The following is an 18,151-nucleotide window of genomic DNA, read 5'->3' as shown; positions in this document are numbered from 1 at the left end:
GCCCGCGAGATCCCCGTCCGGGAACACCGCCCCGCGAACCCCCGCCCCGCGTCCCCTGCCGAAAGTCCTACGGTCCCGCCATGCCGCTCACGCTCGCCTCGCTCGTCCAGCACTCGGCGCTGAAGCTCACCGTGCGCGCCGGGGAGGACCGCCTCGACACACCCGTCCGCTGGGCACACGTCAGTGAGCTCGCCGACCCCGTCCCCTACATGGAGGGCGGTGAGCTGCTCATGGTCACCGCGATGAAGCTGGACGCCGAGAACCCCGAGGCCATGCGCCGCTACGTCAAGCGGCTGGCCGACGCCGGGGTGGTCGGGCTCGGCTTCGCCGTCGGGGTCAACTACGACGAGACCCCGCAGGCCCTCGTGGACGCCGCGCGCGAGCAGGGGCTGCCGCTGCTGGAGGTGCCGCGCCGCACCCCGTTCCTCGCCATCTCCAAGGCGGTGTCCGCGGCCGTCGCGGCGGACCAGTACCGGGCGGTGACGGCCGGGTTCGAGGCGCAGCGGGAGATGACCCGGGCGGCCCTCGCCGAGGGCCCGGCCGCGGTCGTGACACGGCTGGCCGCGCACGTGCACGGCTGGGCGGCGCTGTACGACGCGTCCGGCGCCGTGCTGGCGGCGGCGCCCGAGTGGGCGGCGCGCCGGGCGGCCCGGCTCACCCCCGAGGTGGAGCGGCTCCGGGAGCGGTCGGCGCCCGCGAGCGCGGTGGTCGGCGGCACGGACGACCGGGTCGAGCTCCAGTCGCTGGGCAGCGGGCGGCGGGTGCGGGGCGCCCTCGCGGTGGGCACCGCGGCGCCGCTCGGCACGGCGGAACGTTACGCCGTGCACTCGGCCATCGCCCTGCTGACGCTCACCACCGAGCGGTCGCGCTCCCTCCAGGCGGCCGAGGAGCGCCTCGGCGCGGCGGTGCTGCGCATGATGCTGTCCGGGCAGCCGGACCACGCCCGGGCCGTGGCGGGCGACCTGTACGGGGGGCTGCTCGACGCCCCGTTCCGGCTGCTGATCGCCGAGCCCGCCGCGGCGGAGCGGGACCCGGCGGCCGAGGCGCCGCTGCCCGCGCTCGCCGAGGCCCTGGAGGCGGCGGCCGGGCGGACCGGGGAGGCCGTGCTGACGGTGCCGGAGGGCGACGACCGGCTGGTCGTGCTGGCCGGTGACGGGGGCGCCGTGGCCACCGCCTGCGAGGGGTACGCCGAGAAGGAGGCCGAGGAGGCCGGAGTGGTGATCGGCCTGTCGGCCCCGACCGGCCCGATCGCGGCCGCCGCCGCGTACAAGCAGGCCGAGCAGGCCCTGTCGGTGGCCCGCCGGCGCGGCCGCGCCCTGGTCGAGCACGAGGAGCTGGCCGCCGGTTCGGTCCTGCCGCTCCTCGCCGACGACGCCGTGCGCGCCTTCGCCGACGGCATGCTGCGCGCGCTGTACGAGCACGACGCGACCGGCCGCGGCGACCTGGTCGCCTCCCTGCGGGCCTGGCTCTCCCGCCACGGCCAGTGGGACGCCGCCGCCGCCGACCTGGGCGTCCACCGGCACACGCTGCGCTACCGGATGCGCCGGGTCGAGGAGATCCTGGGCCGCTCGCTCGACGACCCGGACGTCCGGATGGAGCTGTGGCTGGCCCTGAAGGCGACGGGCGGGGCACCCACCTCGTAGGCGACGTCGCGAAGTCGTCCGCGAAACCCGTCCCGCCTGCCCGGAAACGGGCAAAATCGTTGTCGTTCCAGGGGTCGGGTCCATAGTCTCCTGGGCATGACAAGCCGCGCCGCAGATCCGGCACCCGCCACCTCCGCCCCGCCGACCGGCCGCCCCGCCCCTCCCGTGCGCCGTATCACCGGTGCCGTGTGGGCCGCGCTGGGAATCGTCTACGTGGTGTGGGGGTCGACCTACCTCGGCATCGCCGTCGTCGTCGAGACCATGCCGCCCTTCCTCTCGGCCGGTGTCAGGTTCGTCGTCGCCGGCCTCCTGCTCGCCGCCCTTCTGGTCTGGCGCAAGGGCCCCGGCGTCCTGAAGGTGACCCGCGCGCAGCTCGCGTCCGCCGCCGTGGTGGGCCTGCTCCTGCTGCTCGGCGGCAACGGACTGGTCGTCCTCGCCGAGACCTCCGTACCCTCCGGGCTCACCGCCCTGCTCATCGCGGTCGTCCCCGCGTGGGTCGTACTGCTGCGCACCGCCTTCGGCGAGCGGCCCGGCCCCGGCGCGTACTCCGGCGTCCTCCTCGGCCTCGCCGGGCTCGCCGTGCTCACCCTGCCCGGCCTCAGCGGCGACGTACGCATCGGAGGCGTGCTCACCGTGGTCGTGGCGACCGTGCTGTGGTCCGCCGGGACCTTCTCCTCGTCCCGGATGCCGATGCCCGCCAACCCCTTCACCGCCAGCGTGTACGAGATGATCGCCGGCGGCCTCGGCTGCCTGCTCCTCGGGCTCGTGCGCGGCGAACAGCGGGGCCTGGACGTGTCCGACTTCTCCGCCCGCTCCTGGACCGCCCTCGCCTACCTCGTCGTCTTCGGCTCGCTGCTCGCCTTCACCGCGTACGCCTGGCTCCTCCAGACCGCCCCGCTCTCCCTCGTGGCGACCTACGCCTACGTCAACCCCGTCGTCGCCGTCGTCCTCGGCGCGCTGATCCTCGACGAGGCGCTGACCTGGCCGATCGCCCTCGGCGGCGCGGTCGTGGTGGCCGGCGTATGGCTGATCGTCAGTACGGAACGGCGAAACTGACCCCGAGCACCACTCCATCACGGACAAGCGACCGCGCGCCGCCCCGGCCCTACCGTGTGAGGCAGAGCAACCCCCCACCCGTAACTCCGCACAGCTTCGAAAGGGCCGGGATTCGCGAATGACTGCCACCGCCTTCTGGCTCGCCGGCCGCCAGGCCACCGGCGAGACCACCTTCGACGTCACCTCCCCCTGGGACGGCCGCACCGTCGGCCAGGTGAGCGTGCCCACCGAGGCCCAGGTCGAAGAGGCCGTGGCCGCCGCGCACGCGGTGATCGACGAGTTCGCCGCCACCCCGGCCCACGTGCGCGCCGCCGCCCTCGACCACGTGTCGAAGCGGCTCGCCGAGCGGACCGAGGAGATCGCCCTCCTGATCTCCGCCGAGAACGGCAAGCCCATCAAGTGGGCCCGCGGCGAGGTCGGCCGCGCCGTCTCCGTGTTCCGCTTCGCCGCCGAGGAGGCCCGCCGCTTCAACGGCGGCGAGGCCCAGCGCCTCGACACCGACGCCGGCGGCACCGGCCGCCTCGGCCTGACGCGCCGCTTCCCCAAGGGCGTCGTCCTCGGCATCGCGCCGTTCAACTTCCCGCTGAACCTGTGCGCCCACAAGATCGCCCCGGCCATCGCCGTCGGCGCGCCGATCATCCTCAAGCCCGCCCCGGCCACCCCGCTGTCCGGCCTGATCCTCGGCGACCTGCTCGCCGAGACGGACCTGCCGGCCGGCTCCTGGTCGATCCTGCCGGTCACCAACGACCGCATGCCCGCCCTGGTCAAGGACGAGCGCCTGCCGGTCATCTCCTTCACCGGCTCCGACAAGGTCGGCTACGCCATCCAGGAGTCCGTGCCGCACAAGCACTGCACCCTGGAGCTGGGCGGCAACGCCGCCGCCGTCGTCCTCGGCGACTGGTCCTCCGAGGCGGACCTGGACTGGGCGGCGACCCGTATCGCCACCTTCTCCAACTACCAGGGCGGCCAGTCCTGCATCTCCGTGCAGCGCGTCATCGCCGACGCCTCCGTGTACGACCGGCTGGTCGCCAAGGTCGTGACCGCCGTCGAGGCGCAGGGCACCGGCGACCCGTCCGACGACACCACCGACGTCGGCCCGCTGGTCAGCGAGGACGCCGCCAAGCGCGTCGAGTCGTGGGTCGACGAGGCCGTGGCCGCCGGCGCCAAGCTGCTCACCGGCGGCAAGCGCGACGGCGCCACCTACGCCCCGACCGTGCTGGAGAACCTGCCGGCCGACACCACCCTCGCCTGCGAGGAGGTCTTCGGCCCGGTCCTGACCCTGCACAAGGTCGACGGGGAGCAGGAGGCCTTCGCCAAGGTCAACGACTCCAAGTTCGGCCTCCAGGCGGGCGTGTTCACCCACGACCTCCAGACCGCCTTCCGCGCCCACCGCGCCCTCGAGGTCGGCGGCGTGATCATCAGCGACGTCCCGTCCTACCGCGCCGACCAGATGCCGTACGGCGGCGCCAAGCAGTCCGGCGTCGGCCGCGAGGGCGTCCGGTACGCGATGGACGACTACACGTACGAGCGGGTGCTGGTCCTCACCGGCCTCGCCCTCTGACGACACGTCACTCGTACGGCCCAGACCGGCGGCCGGAGCCCACTGTGCGGGGGCTCCGGCCGCCTTTTCGTACCCGCCGCAATCGGGTAATACGGTCGAGTAGCACCGGTCGGTAGGACCACCGGCCGGCCGCCCCCGACTGAAGCGGCGAGGTGAGCCCACCATGTCCGGCCCCCACCACAAGCCCAAGGTCTCCGAGCGCGAAGCCCGCCAGGTCGCCGAGGCCGCCCGCGAACAGGACTGGCGCAAGCCCAGCTTCGCCAAGGAACTGTTCCTGGGCCGCTTCCGGCTCGACCTGATCCACCCGCACCCGATGCCCGCGACCGAACACGTCCAGCGCGGCGAGGAGTTCCTCGCCAAGCTCCGCGACTTCTGCGAGACGAAGATCGACGGCGCCCTGATCGAGCGGGAGGCCCGCATCCCCGACGCCGTCATCGACGGCCTCAAGGAGATCGGCGCCCTCGGGATGAAGATCGACACCAAGTACGGCGGCCTCGGACTCACCCAGGTGTACTACAACAAGGCCCTGGCCCTGGCCGGATCGGTCAGCCCCGCCGTCGGCGCCCTGCTCTCCGCCCATCAGTCGATCGGCCTACCGCAGCCGCTCAAACTGTTCGGCACGCCCGAGCAGAAGGAGACCTACCTCCCGCGCCTCGCCCGCACCGACATCTCCGCCTTCCTCCTCACCGAGCCCGACGTGGGCTCCGACCCCGCGCGCCTGGCCACCACCGCCGTCCCCGACGGCGACGACTACGTCATCGACGGCGTCAAGCTGTGGACCACCAACGGCGTCGTCGCCGACCTCATGGTCGTCATGGCCCGCGTACCGAAGTCGGAAGGGCACAAGGGCGGCATCACCGCCTTCATCGTCGAGGCCGGCTCGGAGGGCGTCACCGTCGAGAACCGCAACGCCTTCATGGGCCTGCGGGGCCTGGAGAACGGCGTCACCCGCTTCCACCGGGTACGCGTCCCCGCCGCCAACCGCATCGGCCCCGAGGGCGCCGGCCTCAAGATCGCGCTCACCACCCTCAACACCGGACGGCTCTCCCTGCCCGCCATGTGCGCGGGCGCCGGCAAGTGGTGCCTGAAGATCGCCCGGGAGTGGTCGGCCGTCCGCGAGCAGTGGGGCAAGCCCGTCGCCCGCCACGAGGCCGTCGGCGCGAAGATCTCCTTCATCGCCGCCACCACCTTCGCCCTCGAAGCGGTCCTGGACCTGTCCAGCCAGATGGCCGACGAGGACCGCAACGACATCCGCATCGAAGCCGCCCTCGCCAAGCTGTACGGCTCCGAGATGGCCTGGCTCATGGCCGACGAACTGGTCCAGATCCGAGGCGGCCGGGGCTACGAGACCGCCGACTCCCTCGCCGCGCGCGGCGAACGGGCCGTCCCCGCCGAACAGCTCCTGCGCGACCTCCGCATCAACCGCATCTTCGAGGGCTCGACCGAGATCATGCACCTGCTGATCGCCCGGGAGGCCGTCGACGCCCACCTGGCCGTCGCCGGCGACATCATCGACCCCGACAAGTCGCTCGGCGACAAGGCCAGGGCCGGCGCCCAGGCCGGCGTGTTCTACGCCCGCTGGCTGCCCAGGCTCGTCGCCGGACCCGGCCAGCTCCCGCGCGCCTACGCCGACTTCCACCCGGCCGGCCACGCCGACCTGTCCACCCACCTCCGCTACGTCGAGCGCACCTCCCGCAAGCTGGCCCGCTCCACCTTCTACGCCATGTCCCGCTGGCAGGGCCGCATGGAGACCAAGCAGGGCTTCCTGGGCCGGATCGTCGACATCGGCGCCGAACTGTTCGCGATGAGCGCCGCCTGCGTACGGGCCGAGCTGCTGCGCACCACCGAGCCGCACGGCCGCGAGGCGTACCAGCTCGCGGACGCCTTCTGCCGCCAGTCCCGCATCCGCGTGGAGGAGCTGTTCGGACGGCTCTGGAACAACACCGACGACCTCGACCGCAAGGTCGTCAAGGGCGTCCTGGCCGGCACGTACACCTGGCTGGAGGACGGCATCCTCGACCCCAGCGGCGACGGCCCCTGGATCGCCGACGCCACCCCCGGCCCCGCCACCCGCGAGAACGTCCACCGTCCCATTCGCTGACCGGTTCGTGAGACGCGCGGCGCCCATTCGCCACCGGACGGCAGGATGGGCGCCGTGACCGTCATCGACATCCCCGGCTCCAAGTCCGTCACCGCCCGCGCCCTGTTCCTCGCCGCCGCGGCCGACGGCACCACCACCCTCGTCCGCCCGCTCGTCTCGGACGACACCGAGGGCTTCGCCGAGGGGCTGACCACCCTCGGGTACGAGGTCGAGCGCCGCGCCCACGAATGGCGCGTCCAGGGCCGCCCCGCCGGCCCCGCCGCCCCCATTGCGGACGTCTACTGCCGCGACGGCGCCACCACCGCCCGCTTCCTGCCCGCGCTCGCCGCCGCCGGGCACGGCGACTTCCGCTTCGACGCCTCCGCGCAGATGCGCCGCCGCCCGCTCGCGCCGCTCACCCGTGCGCTGCGCGCCCTCGGCGTCGACCTGCGCCACGAGGAGGCCGAGGGCCACCACCCGCTGCGGATCGCCGCCTCGGGCGTCAAGGGCGGCGCGCTGACCCTGGACGCCGGCCAGTCGTCCCAGTACCTCACCGCCCTGCTGATGCTCGGCCCGCTCACCACCGAGGGCCTCACGATCACCGTCACCGACCTGGTCTCCGAGCCGTACGTCGAGATCACCCTCGCGATGATGCGGGCCTTCGGCGCCGAGCCCACCCGCGAGGGCGACGTCTTCACCGTCCCCGCGACCGGCTACCGCGCCACCACCTACGCCATCGAGCCCGACGCCTCCACCTCCAGTTACTTCTTCGCCGCCGCCGCGCTCACCGGCCGCGAGGTCACCGTCGAGGGCCTGGGCACCGGCGCCCTCCAGGGCGACCTCGCCTTCGTCGACGTCCTCGACCGCATGGGCGCCGACGTCACGGTCACCCCGGGCGGCACCACCGTGCGCGGCACCGGCCGCCTCCACGGCCTCACGGTCAACATGCGGGACATCTCCGACACCATGCCGACGCTCGCCGCCCTCGCCCCGTACGCCGACGGCCCCGTCCGCATCGAGGACGTCGCCAACACCCGGGTCAAGGAGTGCGACCGGCTCGAGGCGTGCGCCGAGAACCTGCGGCGCCTCGGCATCACCGTCACCACCGGCCCCGACTGGATCGAGATCCGGCCCGGCACCCCCCGCCCCGCCGAGATCACCACGCACGGCGACCACCGCATCGTCATGTCGTTCGCCGTCACGGGCCTGCGCACCCCCGGCATTTCCTTCGACGACCCCGGCTGCGTACGCAAGACCTTCCCGGACTTCCACGCCCATTGGGAGAAGTTCACATCCCCGGCTCAGGGGACGCCGGGTCGGGGCACGGCCCGGATGCGGCAAGAATGGGGGGCATGAGCGACAGCCCAGCCCCTCTCGCAGACCCGCACATCGCCTTCGATCCGGCCGAAGGCCGCCGGGACATCGTCGTCCTCGGCTCCACCGGGTCCATCGGCACCCAGGCCATCGACCTGGTGCTGCGCAACCCCGACCGCTTCCGCGTCACCGCCCTGTCCGCCGCCGGCGGCCGGGCCGGGCTCCTCGCCGAGCAGGCGCACACGCTGCGGGTGCGGACGGTGGCCGTGGCGCGCGAGGAGGCGGTCCCCGAGCTGCGGGAGGCGCTGAAGGAGCGTTACGGCTCCGAGCCGCTGCCCGAGATCCTCGCCGGACCGGACGCCGCCACCCAGGTGGCCGCCTCCGAATGCCACACCGTGCTCAACGGCATCACCGGCTCCATCGGACTCGGCCCCACCCTCGCCGCCCTCGAAGCGGGCCGCACCCTCGCCCTCGCCAACAAGGAGTCGCTCATCGTGGGCGGCCCGCTGGTGAAGGCCCTCGCCAAGCCGGGCCAGATCATCCCCGTCGACTCCGAGCACGCCGCGCTCTTCCAGGCGCTGGCCGCCGGCACCCGCGCGGACGTCCGCAAGCTGGTCGTGACCGCGTCCGGCGGCCCCTTCCGCGGCCGTACGCGACAGGAGCTGGCCCACGTCACCCGCGAGGACGCCCTGGCGCACCCGACCTGGGCCATGGGCCCGGTGATCACGGTCAACAGCGCCACCCTGGTCAACAAGGGCCTGGAGGTCATCGAGGCGCACCTGCTCTACGACATTCCCTTCGACCGCATTGAGGTGGTCGTCCACCCGCAGTCGTATGTCCACTCGATGGTTGAGTTCACCGACGGGTCCACCCTCGCCCAGGCCACCCCGCCCGACATGCGCGGGCCGATCGCCATCGGCATCGGCTGGCCCGAGCGCGTCCCCGACGCCGCCCCCGCCTTCGACTGGACCAAGGCCTCCACCTGGGAGTTCTTCCCGCTCGACACCGAGGCCTTCCCCTCCGTCGGCCTCGCCCGCCACGTCGGCGAGCTGGGCGGCACGGCCCCGGCGGTGTTCAACGCCGCCAACGAGGAGTGCGTCGAGGCGTTCCTCGCCGGGCGGCTGCCCTTCAACGGCATCATGGACACGGTCACGGCGGTCGTCGCCGAGCACGGCACCCCCGCCGAGGGAACTTCCCTGACCGTGCCGGACGTCCTGGAGGCGGAGACCTGGGCGCGGGCCCGGGCACGTGAACTGACGGCGAAGGCGACCGCGGAGGCTCGCGCATGACGATTCTGTTGACGATCCTCGGCATCGCGCTCTTCGCCGTCGGGCTGCTGTTCTCCATCGCCTGGCACGAGCTCGGCCACCTGTCCACGGCCAAGCTCTTCGGCATCCGCGTGCCGCAGTACATGGTGGGCTTCGGCCCCACCCTCTGGTCGCGGCAGAAGGGCGAGACGGAGTACGGCATCAAGGCCATCCCGGCCGGCGGCTACATCCGCATGATCGGGATGTTCCCGCCCGGGGACGACGGCCGCATAGAGGCCCGCTCCACCTCCCCGTTCCGCGGCATGATCGAGGACGCCCGCTCGGCGGCGTACGAGGAGCTCCAGCCGGGCGACGAGACGCGGCTGTTCTACACGCGCAAGCCGTGGAAGCGCGTCATCGTCATGTTCGCCGGCCCGTTCATGAACCTGGTCCTGGCCGTCGCGATCTTCCTGGGCGTCTCGATGACGTTCGGGTACGCGACCCAGACGACCGAGGTCGCCGGCGTACAGAAGTGCGTCATCGAGCAGAGCGAGAAGCGCGACACCTGCGCCAAGGGCGACCCCGTCTCGCCCGCCCACGCCGCCGGCCTGCGGCCGGGCGACCGGATCGTCGCCTTCGGCGGAGAGCCGGTCGACGACTGGGCCACGCTCTCGCAGCGCATCCGCGACACCATCGGCCCCGCCGACCTCACCGTCGTCCGCGACGGTGCGGAGGTGACGCTCCACCCCGTGCTGATCAAGAACGAGGTGGTCCGCAAGGACGCCGACGGGGAGGTCGTCGAGGGCGAGTACGTCCCGGCCGGCTACCTCGGCTTCGCCGCGAAGACGGAGATCCTGCCGCTCAGCTTCGGCCAGTCGGTCGACCGCATGGGCGACATGATCGAGAACGGCGTCGAATCCATCGTCGCCCTGCCCTCCAAGGTCCCCGACCTGTGGAACGCCGCCTTCGGCGACGGTGAGCGCAAGGCGGACTCCCCGGTGGGTGTCGTCGGCGCCGCCCGGATCAGCGGCGAGGTGATGAACCTGGACATCCCCACCCAGAACATCATCGCCACGTTCCTGACCCTCCTGGCCGGCTTCAACCTCTCCCTCTTCCTGTTCAACATGCTGCCGCTGCTTCCGCTGGACGGCGGACACATCGCGGGAGCGCTGTGGGAGTCGGTGCGCCGCAACGTGGCGAAGGTCTTCCGGCGACCCGACCCGGGCCCGTTCGACGTGGCCAAGCTGATGCCGGTCGCCTATGTGGTGGCGGGTATCTTCATCTGCTTCACCCTCCTCGTGCTGGTCGCGGACATCGTCAACCCGGTGAAGATTTCCTAGGCACGCGGCCGGACACCCCGGGGTGTCCGGCCGCGTCACCACGGGGCTGTAACCTCGAAGCGGAGCCCGCCGATCTCGGGACCTCGATCCACACCTTGGGGTTGCACAGCAGATGACCGCGATTTCTCTCGGTATCCCGTCCGTTCCGACCAAGCTCGCCGACCGCAGGAAGTCGCGGCAGATCATGGTGGGGAACGTCCCGGTCGGCGGCGACGCGCCCGTCTCGGTGCAGTCGATGACGACGACCCGGACCTCCGACATCGGCGCGACGCTCCAGCAGATCGCCGAGCTGACGGCGTCCGGCTGCCAGATCGTGCGCGTGGCCTGCCCCACGCAGGACGACGCCGACGCGCTGTCCACCATCGCCCGCAAGTCGCAGATCCCGGTCATCGCGGACATCCACTTCCAGCCGAAGTACGTCTTCGCCGCCATCGACGCCGGCTGCGCCGCCGTCCGCGTCAACCCCGGCAACATCAAGCAGTTCGACGACAAGGTCAAGGAGATCGCCAAGGCCGCCGGCGACGCGGGCACCCCCATCCGCATCGGCGTCAACGCGGGCTCCCTGGACAAGCGGCTGCTGGAGAAGTACGGCAAGGCCACCCCCGAGGCGCTCGTCGAGTCCGCGCTGTGGGAGGCCTCCCTCTTCGAGGAGCACGGCTTCCGGGACATCAAGATCTCGGTCAAGCACAACGACCCGGTCGTCATGATCGCGGCCTACCGGCAGCTCGCGGCGGCCTGCGACTACCCGCTGCACCTCGGCGTCACCGAGGCCGGCCCGGCCTTCCAGGGCACCATCAAGTCGGCCGTCGCCTTCGGCGCGCTGCTCGCCGAGGGCATCGGCGACACGATCCGCGTCTCCCTGTCGGCCCCGCCGGCCGAGGAGGTCAAGGTCGGCATCCAGATCCTGGAGTCGCTCAACCTGCGCCAGCGCCGCCTGGAGATCGTCTCCTGCCCCTCCTGCGGCCGCGCCCAGGTCGACGTCTACAAGCTGGCCGACCAGGTCACCGCCGGCCTCGACGGCCTGGAGGTCCCGCTGCGCGTCGCCGTCATGGGCTGCGTCGTCAACGGCCCCGGCGAGGCCCGCGAGGCCGACCTGGGCGTCGCCTCCGGCAACGGCAAGGGCCAGATCTTCGTCAAGGGCGAGATCATCAAGACCGTGCCCGAGTCCAAGATCGTCGAGACGCTCATCGAGGAGGCGATGAAGATCGCCGAGCAGATGGAGAAGGACGGCGTGATGTCGGGCGAGCCCGAGGTCTCCGTAAGCTGACCCACGCGTTCCCGCGCCCCGGCTGTCGCCCGACACCGGGGCGCACGCCTTTCCGTCCCGGGGGGCCCGTGCCCACCACCCACGATCCGCAGTCGGCGTACGGCCAACGCGGGCCCGTGCCCACCACCCACGTCCCGCAGCCAGCGTCCGGCCGGGGTGGGGCCGTGCAGGGTCGCCCCCGCAGAGGGTGGGGGTTCCCCCCTGCTCGAGCGAAGCCGAGAGCTTGGGGGAGGCGACGGGCGGGCTCCCAGGCCCGTAACCCAGGGCCGCCGGCCTCGAGGAGGCGAGCCCGGAGGGGCCACGCCCCCACCCACCGGCGGTCACCGCTGACCCGTCCCTCCGGGACGACTGCCCACAACGGGGGAAGGGCGCACCGTCCCAGGGGCGACCACGGGAGGGGCGCCGCCCCGCCGTGGGGGAGCGCGGGTGACGCGGACCGCGCCCGCGTCCTGCCGTTCCCCCCGCACCGCCAGGTACAGTGCCAGGACCCGTATGGAACGCATGGTGAGGCCCCCTCGTGTTGACGCAGACCACCACCCGGGTCCTCGAACCCAGCGACCTCGGCGCCGCGCTCGCCGTCCTGGAGAGCGAGCCCGTCGCCAACGCGTTCGTCACCTCCCGCGTCCAGGTCGCGGGGCTCGACCCCTGGCGCCTCGGCGGTGAGATGTGGGGCTGGTACGCGGACGGGCGGCTGCGCTCGCTCTGCTACTCCGGCGCCAACCTCGTCCCCCTCTGCGCCACCCCCGAAGCCGTCCGCGCCTTCGCCGATCGCGCCCGCCGGGCCGGCCGCCGCTGCTCCTCCATCGTCGGCCCCGCCGAACCCACCGCCCAGCTCTGGCGCCTCCTCGAACCGAGCTGGGGCCCCGCCCGCGACGTCCGCGCCCACCAGCCGCTGATGGTCACCGACCGGCCGTCCCCGGACATCGAGCCCGACCCGTACGTGCGCCGCATCCGCAAGGACGAGATGGAGGTGATCATGCCCGCGTGCGTGGCCATGTTCACCGAGGAGGTCGGCGTCTCGCCCATGGCCGGTGACGGCGGCCTGCTCTACCAGGCCCGCGTCGCCGAACTCGTCGGCGCCGGCCGCTCCTTCGCCCGCATCGAGGACGGCAAGGTCGTCTTCAAGGCCGAGATCGGCGCCGCCACCCCGCAGGCCTGCCAGATCCAGGGCGTCTGGGTCGCCCCCGAGTACCGCGGCCGCGGCCTGTCCGAGACCGGCATGGCCGCCGTGCTGCGCTACGCCCTCGCCGATGTGGCGCCGGTCGTCTCCCTGTACGTCAACGACTACAACCTCCCGGCCAGGGCCGCGTACCGGCGCGTGGGGTTCCGGGAAGTCGGCGCTTTCATGAGCGTGCTGTTCTGACGCTTGTAGGGTTCGGTCGTATGGATGACGTCGTGGTCCGACCGGTCGACCTCGCCGCACGCGTGGACGACGCCCTCGCCGTACAGGCCCTCGCCTTCGGACTGACCGAGGACGAGGTCGCCGTACGCCGCCACATCGTGCTGCGCCACCTGCTCAGCCCGGGTGCCCGCGCGTACGGCGCGACGACTCCGGAGGGGCGGCTCGTCGGCTTCGTGTACGGGATGCCCAACGACCGCACCCACTGGTGGTCGACCGTCGTCCAGCCCTACCTCGTCCGCGAGGGGAACGACTCCTGGCTCGACGACTCCTTCGTCATCACCGAGCTCCACGTCCACCCCGGCTACCAGGGCAGGGGCATCGGCCGGGAGCTGATCACCACCATCACGGACGCCGCCCGCCAGCCGCGCTCCATCCTCTCGGCCATCGACGTCGAGAACCCGGCCCGCCTCCTCTACCGCGCGCTCGGGTACCAGGACCTCGCCCGCCAGGTCCACTTCCCCAGCGCGGCGAAGCCGTACGCGGTGATGGGCGCGCCGCTGCCGCTGCCCCGGCCGAACTGATTTCCTTCGGCACCCGCCACGGAGCTAACCTCCTAGCCATCACACTTTTCACCGCAGGAGAGTTCCCCATGGCCCAGGTCCAGCGCATGTCCCGGTTGATGGTCAAGACACTGCGCGACGACCCGGCGGACGCCGAGACGCTCAGCCACAAACTCCTCGTCCGCGCCGGTTACGTACGCCGCAACGCCGCGGGCATCTGGTCGTGGCTGCCGCTGGGCATGAAGGTCCTGGAGAACGTCTCGCGCGTCGTGCGCGAGGAGATGGACGCCATCGGCGCCCAGGAGGTCCTGCTGCCCGCCCTCCTGCCCAAGGAGCCGTACGAGGCCACGGGCCGCTGGGAGGAGTACGGCGCCGAGCTGTTCCGCCTCCAGGACCGCAAGGGCGCCGACTACCTCCTCGGCCCCACCCACGAAGAGATCTTCACGCAGCTCGTCAAGGACCAGTGCACGTCCTACAAGGACCTGCCGGTGATCCTCTACCAGATCCAGACGAAGTACCGCGACGAGGCGCGTCCCCGCTCCGGCATCCTGCGCGGCCGCGAGTTCCAGATGAAGGACTCCTACTCCTTCGACACCACGGACGAGGGCCTGGCCGAGTCGTACGCGCTGCACCGCGAGGCGTACATCAAGATCTTCGACCGCCTGGGCCTCAGGCACAAGATCGTCTCCGCCGTCTCGGGCGCCATGGGCGGCTCCGCGTCGGAGGAGTTCCTGGCCCCGGCCGCCGCCGGCGAGGACACCTTCGTCTACTGCCCGAACTGCGACTACGCCGCCAACACCGAGGCCGTCACCTTCCGGCAGGAGCCGGAGGACCCCACCGCGCACGGCCCGGTCGAGGAGCTGGACACCCCCGACACGCCGACCATCGAGACCCTCGCCGCTCACCTGGACGTCCCGGCCTCCCGCACGCTGAAGAACCTGCTGGTCAAGGTCGACGGCGAGATCGTCGCCGTCGGCGTGCCCGGCGACCGCGAGGTCGACCTCGGCAAGCTGGAGGACCACCTGGCCCCGGCCACCGTCGAGCTGGTCACCGCCGAGGACTTCGAGGGCCGCGACGACCTGGTACGCGGTTACGTCGGCCCGCAGGGCCTGGACAAGGTCCGGTACATCGCCGACCCGCGCGTCTCGCCCGGCACGGCCTGGATCACCGGCGCGAACAAGCCCGATACGCACGCGAAGAACGTCGTCGCCGGCCGCGACTTCGAGGTCGACCAGTACCTGGACGTCGTCGTGGTGGAGGAGGGCGACCCCTGCCCGCAGTGCGGCTCCGACCTCAAGATCGACCGCGCCATCGAGATCGGTCACATCTTCCAGCTCGGCCGCAAGTACGCCGACGCCTTCCAGCTCGACGTCCTGGGCCAGAACGGCAAGCCCGTCCGCGTCACCATGGGCTCGTACGGCATCGGCGTCTCCCGCGCCGTCGCGGCCCTCGCCGAGCAGCACGCCGACGAGCAGGGCCTGTGCTGGCCCCGCGAGATCGCCCCGGCCGACGTCCACGTCGTCGCGGCCGGCAAGGCGCTCCAGACCGAGCTGGCGCTCGACGTCTCGGAGAAGCTGAAGGCGGCCGGCCTGCGCGTCCTGGTCGACGACCGGGCCGGGGTGTCGCCGGGCGTGAAGTTCACGGACGCCGAGCTGATCGGCGTACCGAAGATCCTCGTCGCGGGCCGGCGCTCGGGCGAGGGCGTCGTCGAGCTGAAGGACCGCCGCACGGGTGAGCGCGAGGAAATGACGGTCGACGAGGCCATCGCCCGCCTCAGCGCCTGACGCCGCCCCGCCGTCGCCGCGCGGGCCCGCACCCCCCGGGGCGCGGGCCCGCGTCTCGTCCTGCCCGGCCCCAGGCAGCCGATGTCCTGCTGGTCTCGCCCCTCCCCGCCCCGTTGTGGGCAGCCTTCCCGCAGGGCTCGCCCTCCCCGTCGCGGGCCGTTTCGCTGCTCTCGCCCCGCCCGTTGTGGGCAGTCGTCCCGCAGGGCTCGTCAGTGGGCACTGCCCCACGCCGGCCGGACGCCGGGTGCGGGACGTGGGTGGTGGGCACGGCCCCACCCCGGCCGGACGCCGACCGCGGGGCGTGGTGGGGGCACGGCCCCGCCCCGGTCAGATGCAGCCCGCCGTGCCCGCGTCGTCGTCGCGGGTGCGTTCGGGCTCCGCGGGCTGCGGCGCGCGGAACGCGTCGAGCGGGTCGTGCAGGTGCGGGTCGTGGACGTGGAGCGACGGGGGCGGGGGAGCCGGTGTGCTCCGGTCCACGGCAGGAGCGTTCTGCGCGGCACGCTCCAGGAAGCGCAGCAGCTCCACCGGGAACGGCAGCACCAGCGTCGAGTTCTTCTCGGCGGCGACCGCCACCACCGTCTGGAGCAGCCGGAGCTGGAGCGCGGCCGGGGTCTCCGACATGACGCCCGCCGCCTCGGCCAGCTTCTTCGACGCCTGGAGCTCCGCGTCGGCGTTGATGACCCGGGCGCGGCGCTCACGGTCGGCCTCGGCCTGGCGGGCCATCGACCGCTTCATCGTCTCCGGGAGCGACACGTCCTTGATCTCGACCCGGTCGATGGTCACGCCCCACTCGACGGCCGGGTTGTCGATCATCAGCTCCAGCCCCTGGTTGAGCTTCTCCCGGTTGGAGAGCAGGTCGTCCAGGTCGCTCTTGCCGATGATCGAGCGCAGGGAGGTCTGTGCGATCTGGGAGACCGCGAACCGGTAGTCCTCGACACGGATGATCGCCGCGGCCGCGTCCACGACCTTGAAGTACACGACCGCGTCCACCCGGACCGTGACGTTGTCGCGGGTGATGCCCTCCTGTGCGGGCACCGGCATGGTCACGATCTGCATGTTGACCTTGTGCAGCCGGTCGACGAACGGGACCACCAGGGTGAAGCCCGGTGGCCGGATGCCGTGCCGGAGCCGGCCGAACCGGAGCACGACGCCTTTCTCGTACTGCTTGACGACCCTGGCGGCGGCTCCCAGGTACACCGCGGCGGCGGAGCCCGCCACCGCGGCCGCCGTGAGCAGTTCCTCGACCATGACGACCCCCTGCTGTGTCAGCCGGGTGGGATATGCCCAATATCGCACCAATGGGGCCGTATGGGGAGTTCTAGAGCCAGCTCGCGAATTCCAGGAGCAGCTCGCCGTCCTGCCGCCGCCCCGCCGACAGGGCCCGCGTGCCGGACTCCACCGCCCGGAACAGCGTCCAGCCGCGCAACCGCTCACGGTCCACGTCGAGGGAGTCGGCCAGCTTGTTCACCCGGCGCCGCCCGGCGGTGGCGCCCGAGGCCGCCGCGACCAGGTCCTCGACCCGGTCGCGGACCAGCCGGGCCAGGTCGTACGCCCGCTCGCCGACCAGCGGCTCCGGGCCGACCGCGAGCCAGGGTGCCCGGTCCCCGGCCAGGACCTTGCCCTGCCGGAAGTTGCCGTGCAGCAGCAGCTCCTCCGGGGCGTCGGCGACCAGCTCGTCGCGGGCGCCGAGCGCCGCCGACACCAGCTCGGCCGTCCCCGCGTCCTTCACCGCCCGCATGGCCTCCGCCTGCCGGGCGGTCCGCTCCGCGACCGACTCGAACCCGTGGCCCTCCGGCGGGGCCACCCACAGCCGCCGCACCGTGCCGGCGGCCTCCAGCAGCGCCTTGGCCTCCGGCAGGGAGCGCAGGCTCACGTCCGCGTGCAGCCGCTCCAGCAGCAGGTCCGGCCCGTCCGGGTCCAGCGGCCGCACCGCCCCGAAGCCGTTCCAGTGCGCGAGGGCCGCCCGCTCCAGGTCCGGCGCGGCGAACGGCGGCGCCACCTTCAGGGCGCCCGGCGTGCCGTCCGGGAGCCGTACGAGCGCGACGAGGCTGCTGCGGCCACCGGGCGCGATGACCCGTTCGACGTCCAGCCGCCGCAGGTCCACGGCCTGCCGGGCGAGCTCCGGAAGCCGGGCGAGCCAGTCGCCCGCGGCCGCGTCCCCGTACGTCTCGCCGAGAGCCCGCACCAGTCGCTGCGGCGGTTCAAAACCCATGCGTGCGTTGTTCCCTCTCGAAAGCCGGGGCTCACAGTAGCCCGGGCTCACGATCGCTCGGCGAGCCCAGGAAAGGCTACGCCGCTGCCGCGCCACCGCACGGCCCGCACCGCGGCCTCCCGCAGCGCGCTCGCCGCATCCCGCCGCAGCGGGCCCTCGGCGGCCCGTACGAGGTCGGAGTACACGCCCGCGATCCGGTCCTCCAGCTCGGCGGCGAGCCGGACCGCCGCCGCCGCGTCCGCCACCGGGAACGGCAGCGCGTAGGCGGCGGCGGACGCGGCCGGCCTCCCGCCCAGGTCGCGCACGGCCCGTGCCAGCGCGTCCCGACGGGCGCGGTGCGCGGCGTGCGCGGCACCGGCCTCCGCCGCCCGCGCGTCGCCGACCCGGCCGCCGACGACCCCGTACCCGTACACCGCCGCGTGTTCGGCGGCGAGCGCCGCCTGCGCGGCCTCCAGGGCGGCCTCGCTCATGACCGGGTCCCTTCGCTGGTCAGCAGGTACGCGTGCGCGGCGCCCGCGGCCGCGACGGACGCCAGCAGCCGGGCGTACTCGGGCGGGGCGGCCTCCAGGGCGGCGGCGTGCGCGTCGGCGGTCCGCCGGGCCGCCACGGCGAGCTCGGCGACCGCGACGCCGGGGTCGGCCGGCACGGGGTCGGTGGCCGGCCCGGCGGTGGACCCCGCGCGGGCCGGCGGTTCCGGCGTGCCGGGCGCGCTCGGGGCGGCCGAGGGCGCGGCCGTGCCCGGGGG

General features: G+C 73.1%; 14 protein-coding genes and 1 pseudogene. 11 read left to right on the top strand and 4 right to left on the bottom strand.

Annotation, left to right across the window (positions count from 1 at the left end; translation table 11 throughout):
- Positions 1-80 precede the first annotated feature (80 nt).
- The 11 genes from E2B92_RS26905 to E2B92_RS26855 all read left to right on the top strand — a co-directional run bounded on the left by E2B92_RS26905 (position 81) and on the right by E2B92_RS26855 (position 15,194).
- Positions 81-1,643, top strand: coding sequence for a PucR family transcriptional regulator (locus E2B92_RS26905; protein ID WP_126887124.1), 1,563 nt, complete (start codon positions 81-83; stop codon positions 1,641-1,643).
- Between the two features lie 96 nt (positions 1,644-1,739).
- On the top strand, positions 1,740-2,699 hold the full coding sequence (locus E2B92_RS26900; RefSeq protein WP_126887125.1) for an EamA family transporter: 960 nt from the start codon (positions 1,740-1,742) through the stop codon (positions 2,697-2,699).
- 118 nt (positions 2,700-2,817) lie between these two features.
- The gene (locus E2B92_RS26895) at positions 2,818-4,260 is read left to right on the top strand and encodes an aldehyde dehydrogenase family protein (protein WP_126887126.1); all 1,443 of its coding nucleotides are present in this window, start codon (positions 2,818-2,820) and stop codon (positions 4,258-4,260) included.
- A gap of 163 nt (positions 4,261-4,423) precedes the next feature.
- Positions 4,424-6,361: an acyl-CoA dehydrogenase family protein gene (locus E2B92_RS26890; protein WP_126887127.1), complete on the top strand. Its 1,938-nt coding sequence runs from the start codon at positions 4,424-4,426 to the stop codon at positions 6,359-6,361.
- A 54-nt stretch (positions 6,362-6,415) separates the two neighbouring features.
- Positions 6,416-7,696 carry a 3-phosphoshikimate 1-carboxyvinyltransferase gene (aroA, locus tag E2B92_RS26885; RefSeq protein ID WP_126887128.1) on the top strand — a complete coding sequence of 427 codons (1,281 nt, stop codon included), beginning with the start codon at positions 6,416-6,418 and terminating at the stop codon, positions 7,694-7,696.
- Positions 7,693-8,943, top strand: a complete 1,251-nt coding sequence (dxr, locus tag E2B92_RS26880) for a 1-deoxy-D-xylulose-5-phosphate reductoisomerase (protein WP_126887129.1) — start codon at positions 7,693-7,695, stop codon at positions 8,941-8,943. The genes aroA and dxr overlap by 4 nt, the downstream gene beginning before the upstream one ends.
- Positions 8,940-10,241, top strand: a complete 1,302-nt coding sequence (locus E2B92_RS26875; protein WP_126887130.1) for a M50 family metallopeptidase — start codon at positions 8,940-8,942, stop codon at positions 10,239-10,241. The genes dxr and E2B92_RS26875 overlap by 4 nt, the downstream gene beginning before the upstream one ends.
- 112 nt (positions 10,242-10,353) lie before the next feature.
- Positions 10,354-11,508 (top strand): flavodoxin-dependent (E)-4-hydroxy-3-methylbut-2-enyl-diphosphate synthase, encoded by a 1,155-nt coding sequence (gene ispG / locus E2B92_RS26870; RefSeq protein WP_126887131.1) that lies wholly within the window; start codon positions 10,354-10,356, stop codon positions 11,506-11,508.
- A 517-nt stretch (positions 11,509-12,025) separates the two neighbouring features.
- Positions 12,026-12,871: a GNAT family N-acetyltransferase gene (locus E2B92_RS26865; RefSeq protein ID WP_185923651.1), complete on the top strand. Its 846-nt coding sequence runs from the start codon at positions 12,026-12,028 to the stop codon at positions 12,869-12,871.
- Between the two features lie 20 nt (positions 12,872-12,891).
- Complete coding sequence (locus E2B92_RS26860) at positions 12,892-13,431, top strand: GNAT family N-acetyltransferase (RefSeq protein ID WP_126887132.1); 540 nt, start codon at positions 12,892-12,894, stop codon at positions 13,429-13,431.
- Positions 13,432-13,499: 68 nt separating this feature from the next.
- Positions 13,500-15,194 (top strand): proline--tRNA ligase, encoded by a 1,695-nt coding sequence (locus tag E2B92_RS26855; protein ID WP_126887133.1) that lies wholly within the window; start codon positions 13,500-13,502, stop codon positions 15,192-15,194.
- Positions 15,195-15,521: 327 nt separating this feature from the next.
- On the opposite strand, the gene E2B92_RS26850 is transcribed toward E2B92_RS26855, so the two are convergent.
- The 4 genes and pseudogenes from E2B92_RS26850 to E2B92_RS33600 all read right to left on the bottom strand — a co-directional run.
- Positions 15,522-16,442: a slipin family protein gene (locus E2B92_RS26850; protein WP_126887134.1), complete on the bottom strand. Its 921-nt coding sequence runs from the start codon at positions 16,440-16,442 to the stop codon at positions 15,522-15,524.
- 70 nt (positions 16,443-16,512) lie between these two features.
- Complete coding sequence (locus tag E2B92_RS26845; RefSeq protein WP_126887135.1) at positions 16,513-17,406, bottom strand: aminoglycoside phosphotransferase family protein; 894 nt, start codon at positions 17,404-17,406, stop codon at positions 16,513-16,515.
- 47 nt (positions 17,407-17,453) lie between these two features.
- A complete protein-coding gene (locus tag E2B92_RS26840) occupies positions 17,454-17,876 on the bottom strand; it encodes a DUF4439 domain-containing protein (RefSeq protein ID WP_126887136.1) in 423 nt (140 codons plus the stop codon).
- A pseudogene (locus tag E2B92_RS33600) lies at positions 17,873-18,151 on the bottom strand (hypothetical protein); the annotation flags it as partial. The pseudogene E2B92_RS33600 and the gene E2B92_RS26840, both read right to left, overlap by 4 nt.

The sequence above is a fragment of the Streptomyces sp. WAC05374 genome, from assembly GCF_004353505.1.
GTDB lineage: Bacteria > Actinomycetota > Actinomycetes > Streptomycetales > Streptomycetaceae > Streptomyces.
This window is presented reverse-complemented; position numbering and strand designations above follow the sequence as displayed.

Coding starts and splice junctions, on each gene's coding strand:
- ispG (WP_126887131.1), top strand. CDS start 10,354: ATGACCGCGATTTCTCTCGGTATCCCGTCCGTTCCGACCAAGCTCGCC.
- E2B92_RS26850 (WP_126887134.1), bottom strand. CDS start 16,442: ATGGTCGAGGAACTGCTCACGGCGGCCGCGGTGGCGGGCTCCGCCGCC.
- E2B92_RS26890 (WP_126887127.1), top strand. CDS start 4,424: ATGTCCGGCCCCCACCACAAGCCCAAGGTCTCCGAGCGCGAAGCCCGC.
- E2B92_RS26855 (WP_126887133.1), top strand. CDS start 13,500: ATGGCCCAGGTCCAGCGCATGTCCCGGTTGATGGTCAAGACACTGCGC.
- E2B92_RS26900 (WP_126887125.1), top strand. CDS start 1,740: ATGACAAGCCGCGCCGCAGATCCGGCACCCGCCACCTCCGCCCCGCCG.
- E2B92_RS26875 (WP_126887130.1), top strand. CDS start 8,940: ATGACGATTCTGTTGACGATCCTCGGCATCGCGCTCTTCGCCGTCGGG.
- E2B92_RS26845 (WP_126887135.1), bottom strand. CDS start 17,406: ATGGGTTTTGAACCGCCGCAGCGACTGGTGCGGGCTCTCGGCGAGACG.
- E2B92_RS26895 (WP_126887126.1), top strand. CDS start 2,818: ATGACTGCCACCGCCTTCTGGCTCGCCGGCCGCCAGGCCACCGGCGAG.
- E2B92_RS26860 (WP_126887132.1), top strand. CDS start 12,892: ATGGATGACGTCGTGGTCCGACCGGTCGACCTCGCCGCACGCGTGGAC.
- dxr (WP_126887129.1), top strand. CDS start 7,693: ATGAGCGACAGCCCAGCCCCTCTCGCAGACCCGCACATCGCCTTCGAT.
- E2B92_RS26840 (WP_126887136.1), bottom strand. CDS start 17,876: ATGAGCGAGGCCGCCCTGGAGGCCGCGCAGGCGGCGCTCGCCGCCGAA.
- E2B92_RS26905 (WP_126887124.1), top strand. CDS start 81: ATGCCGCTCACGCTCGCCTCGCTCGTCCAGCACTCGGCGCTGAAGCTC.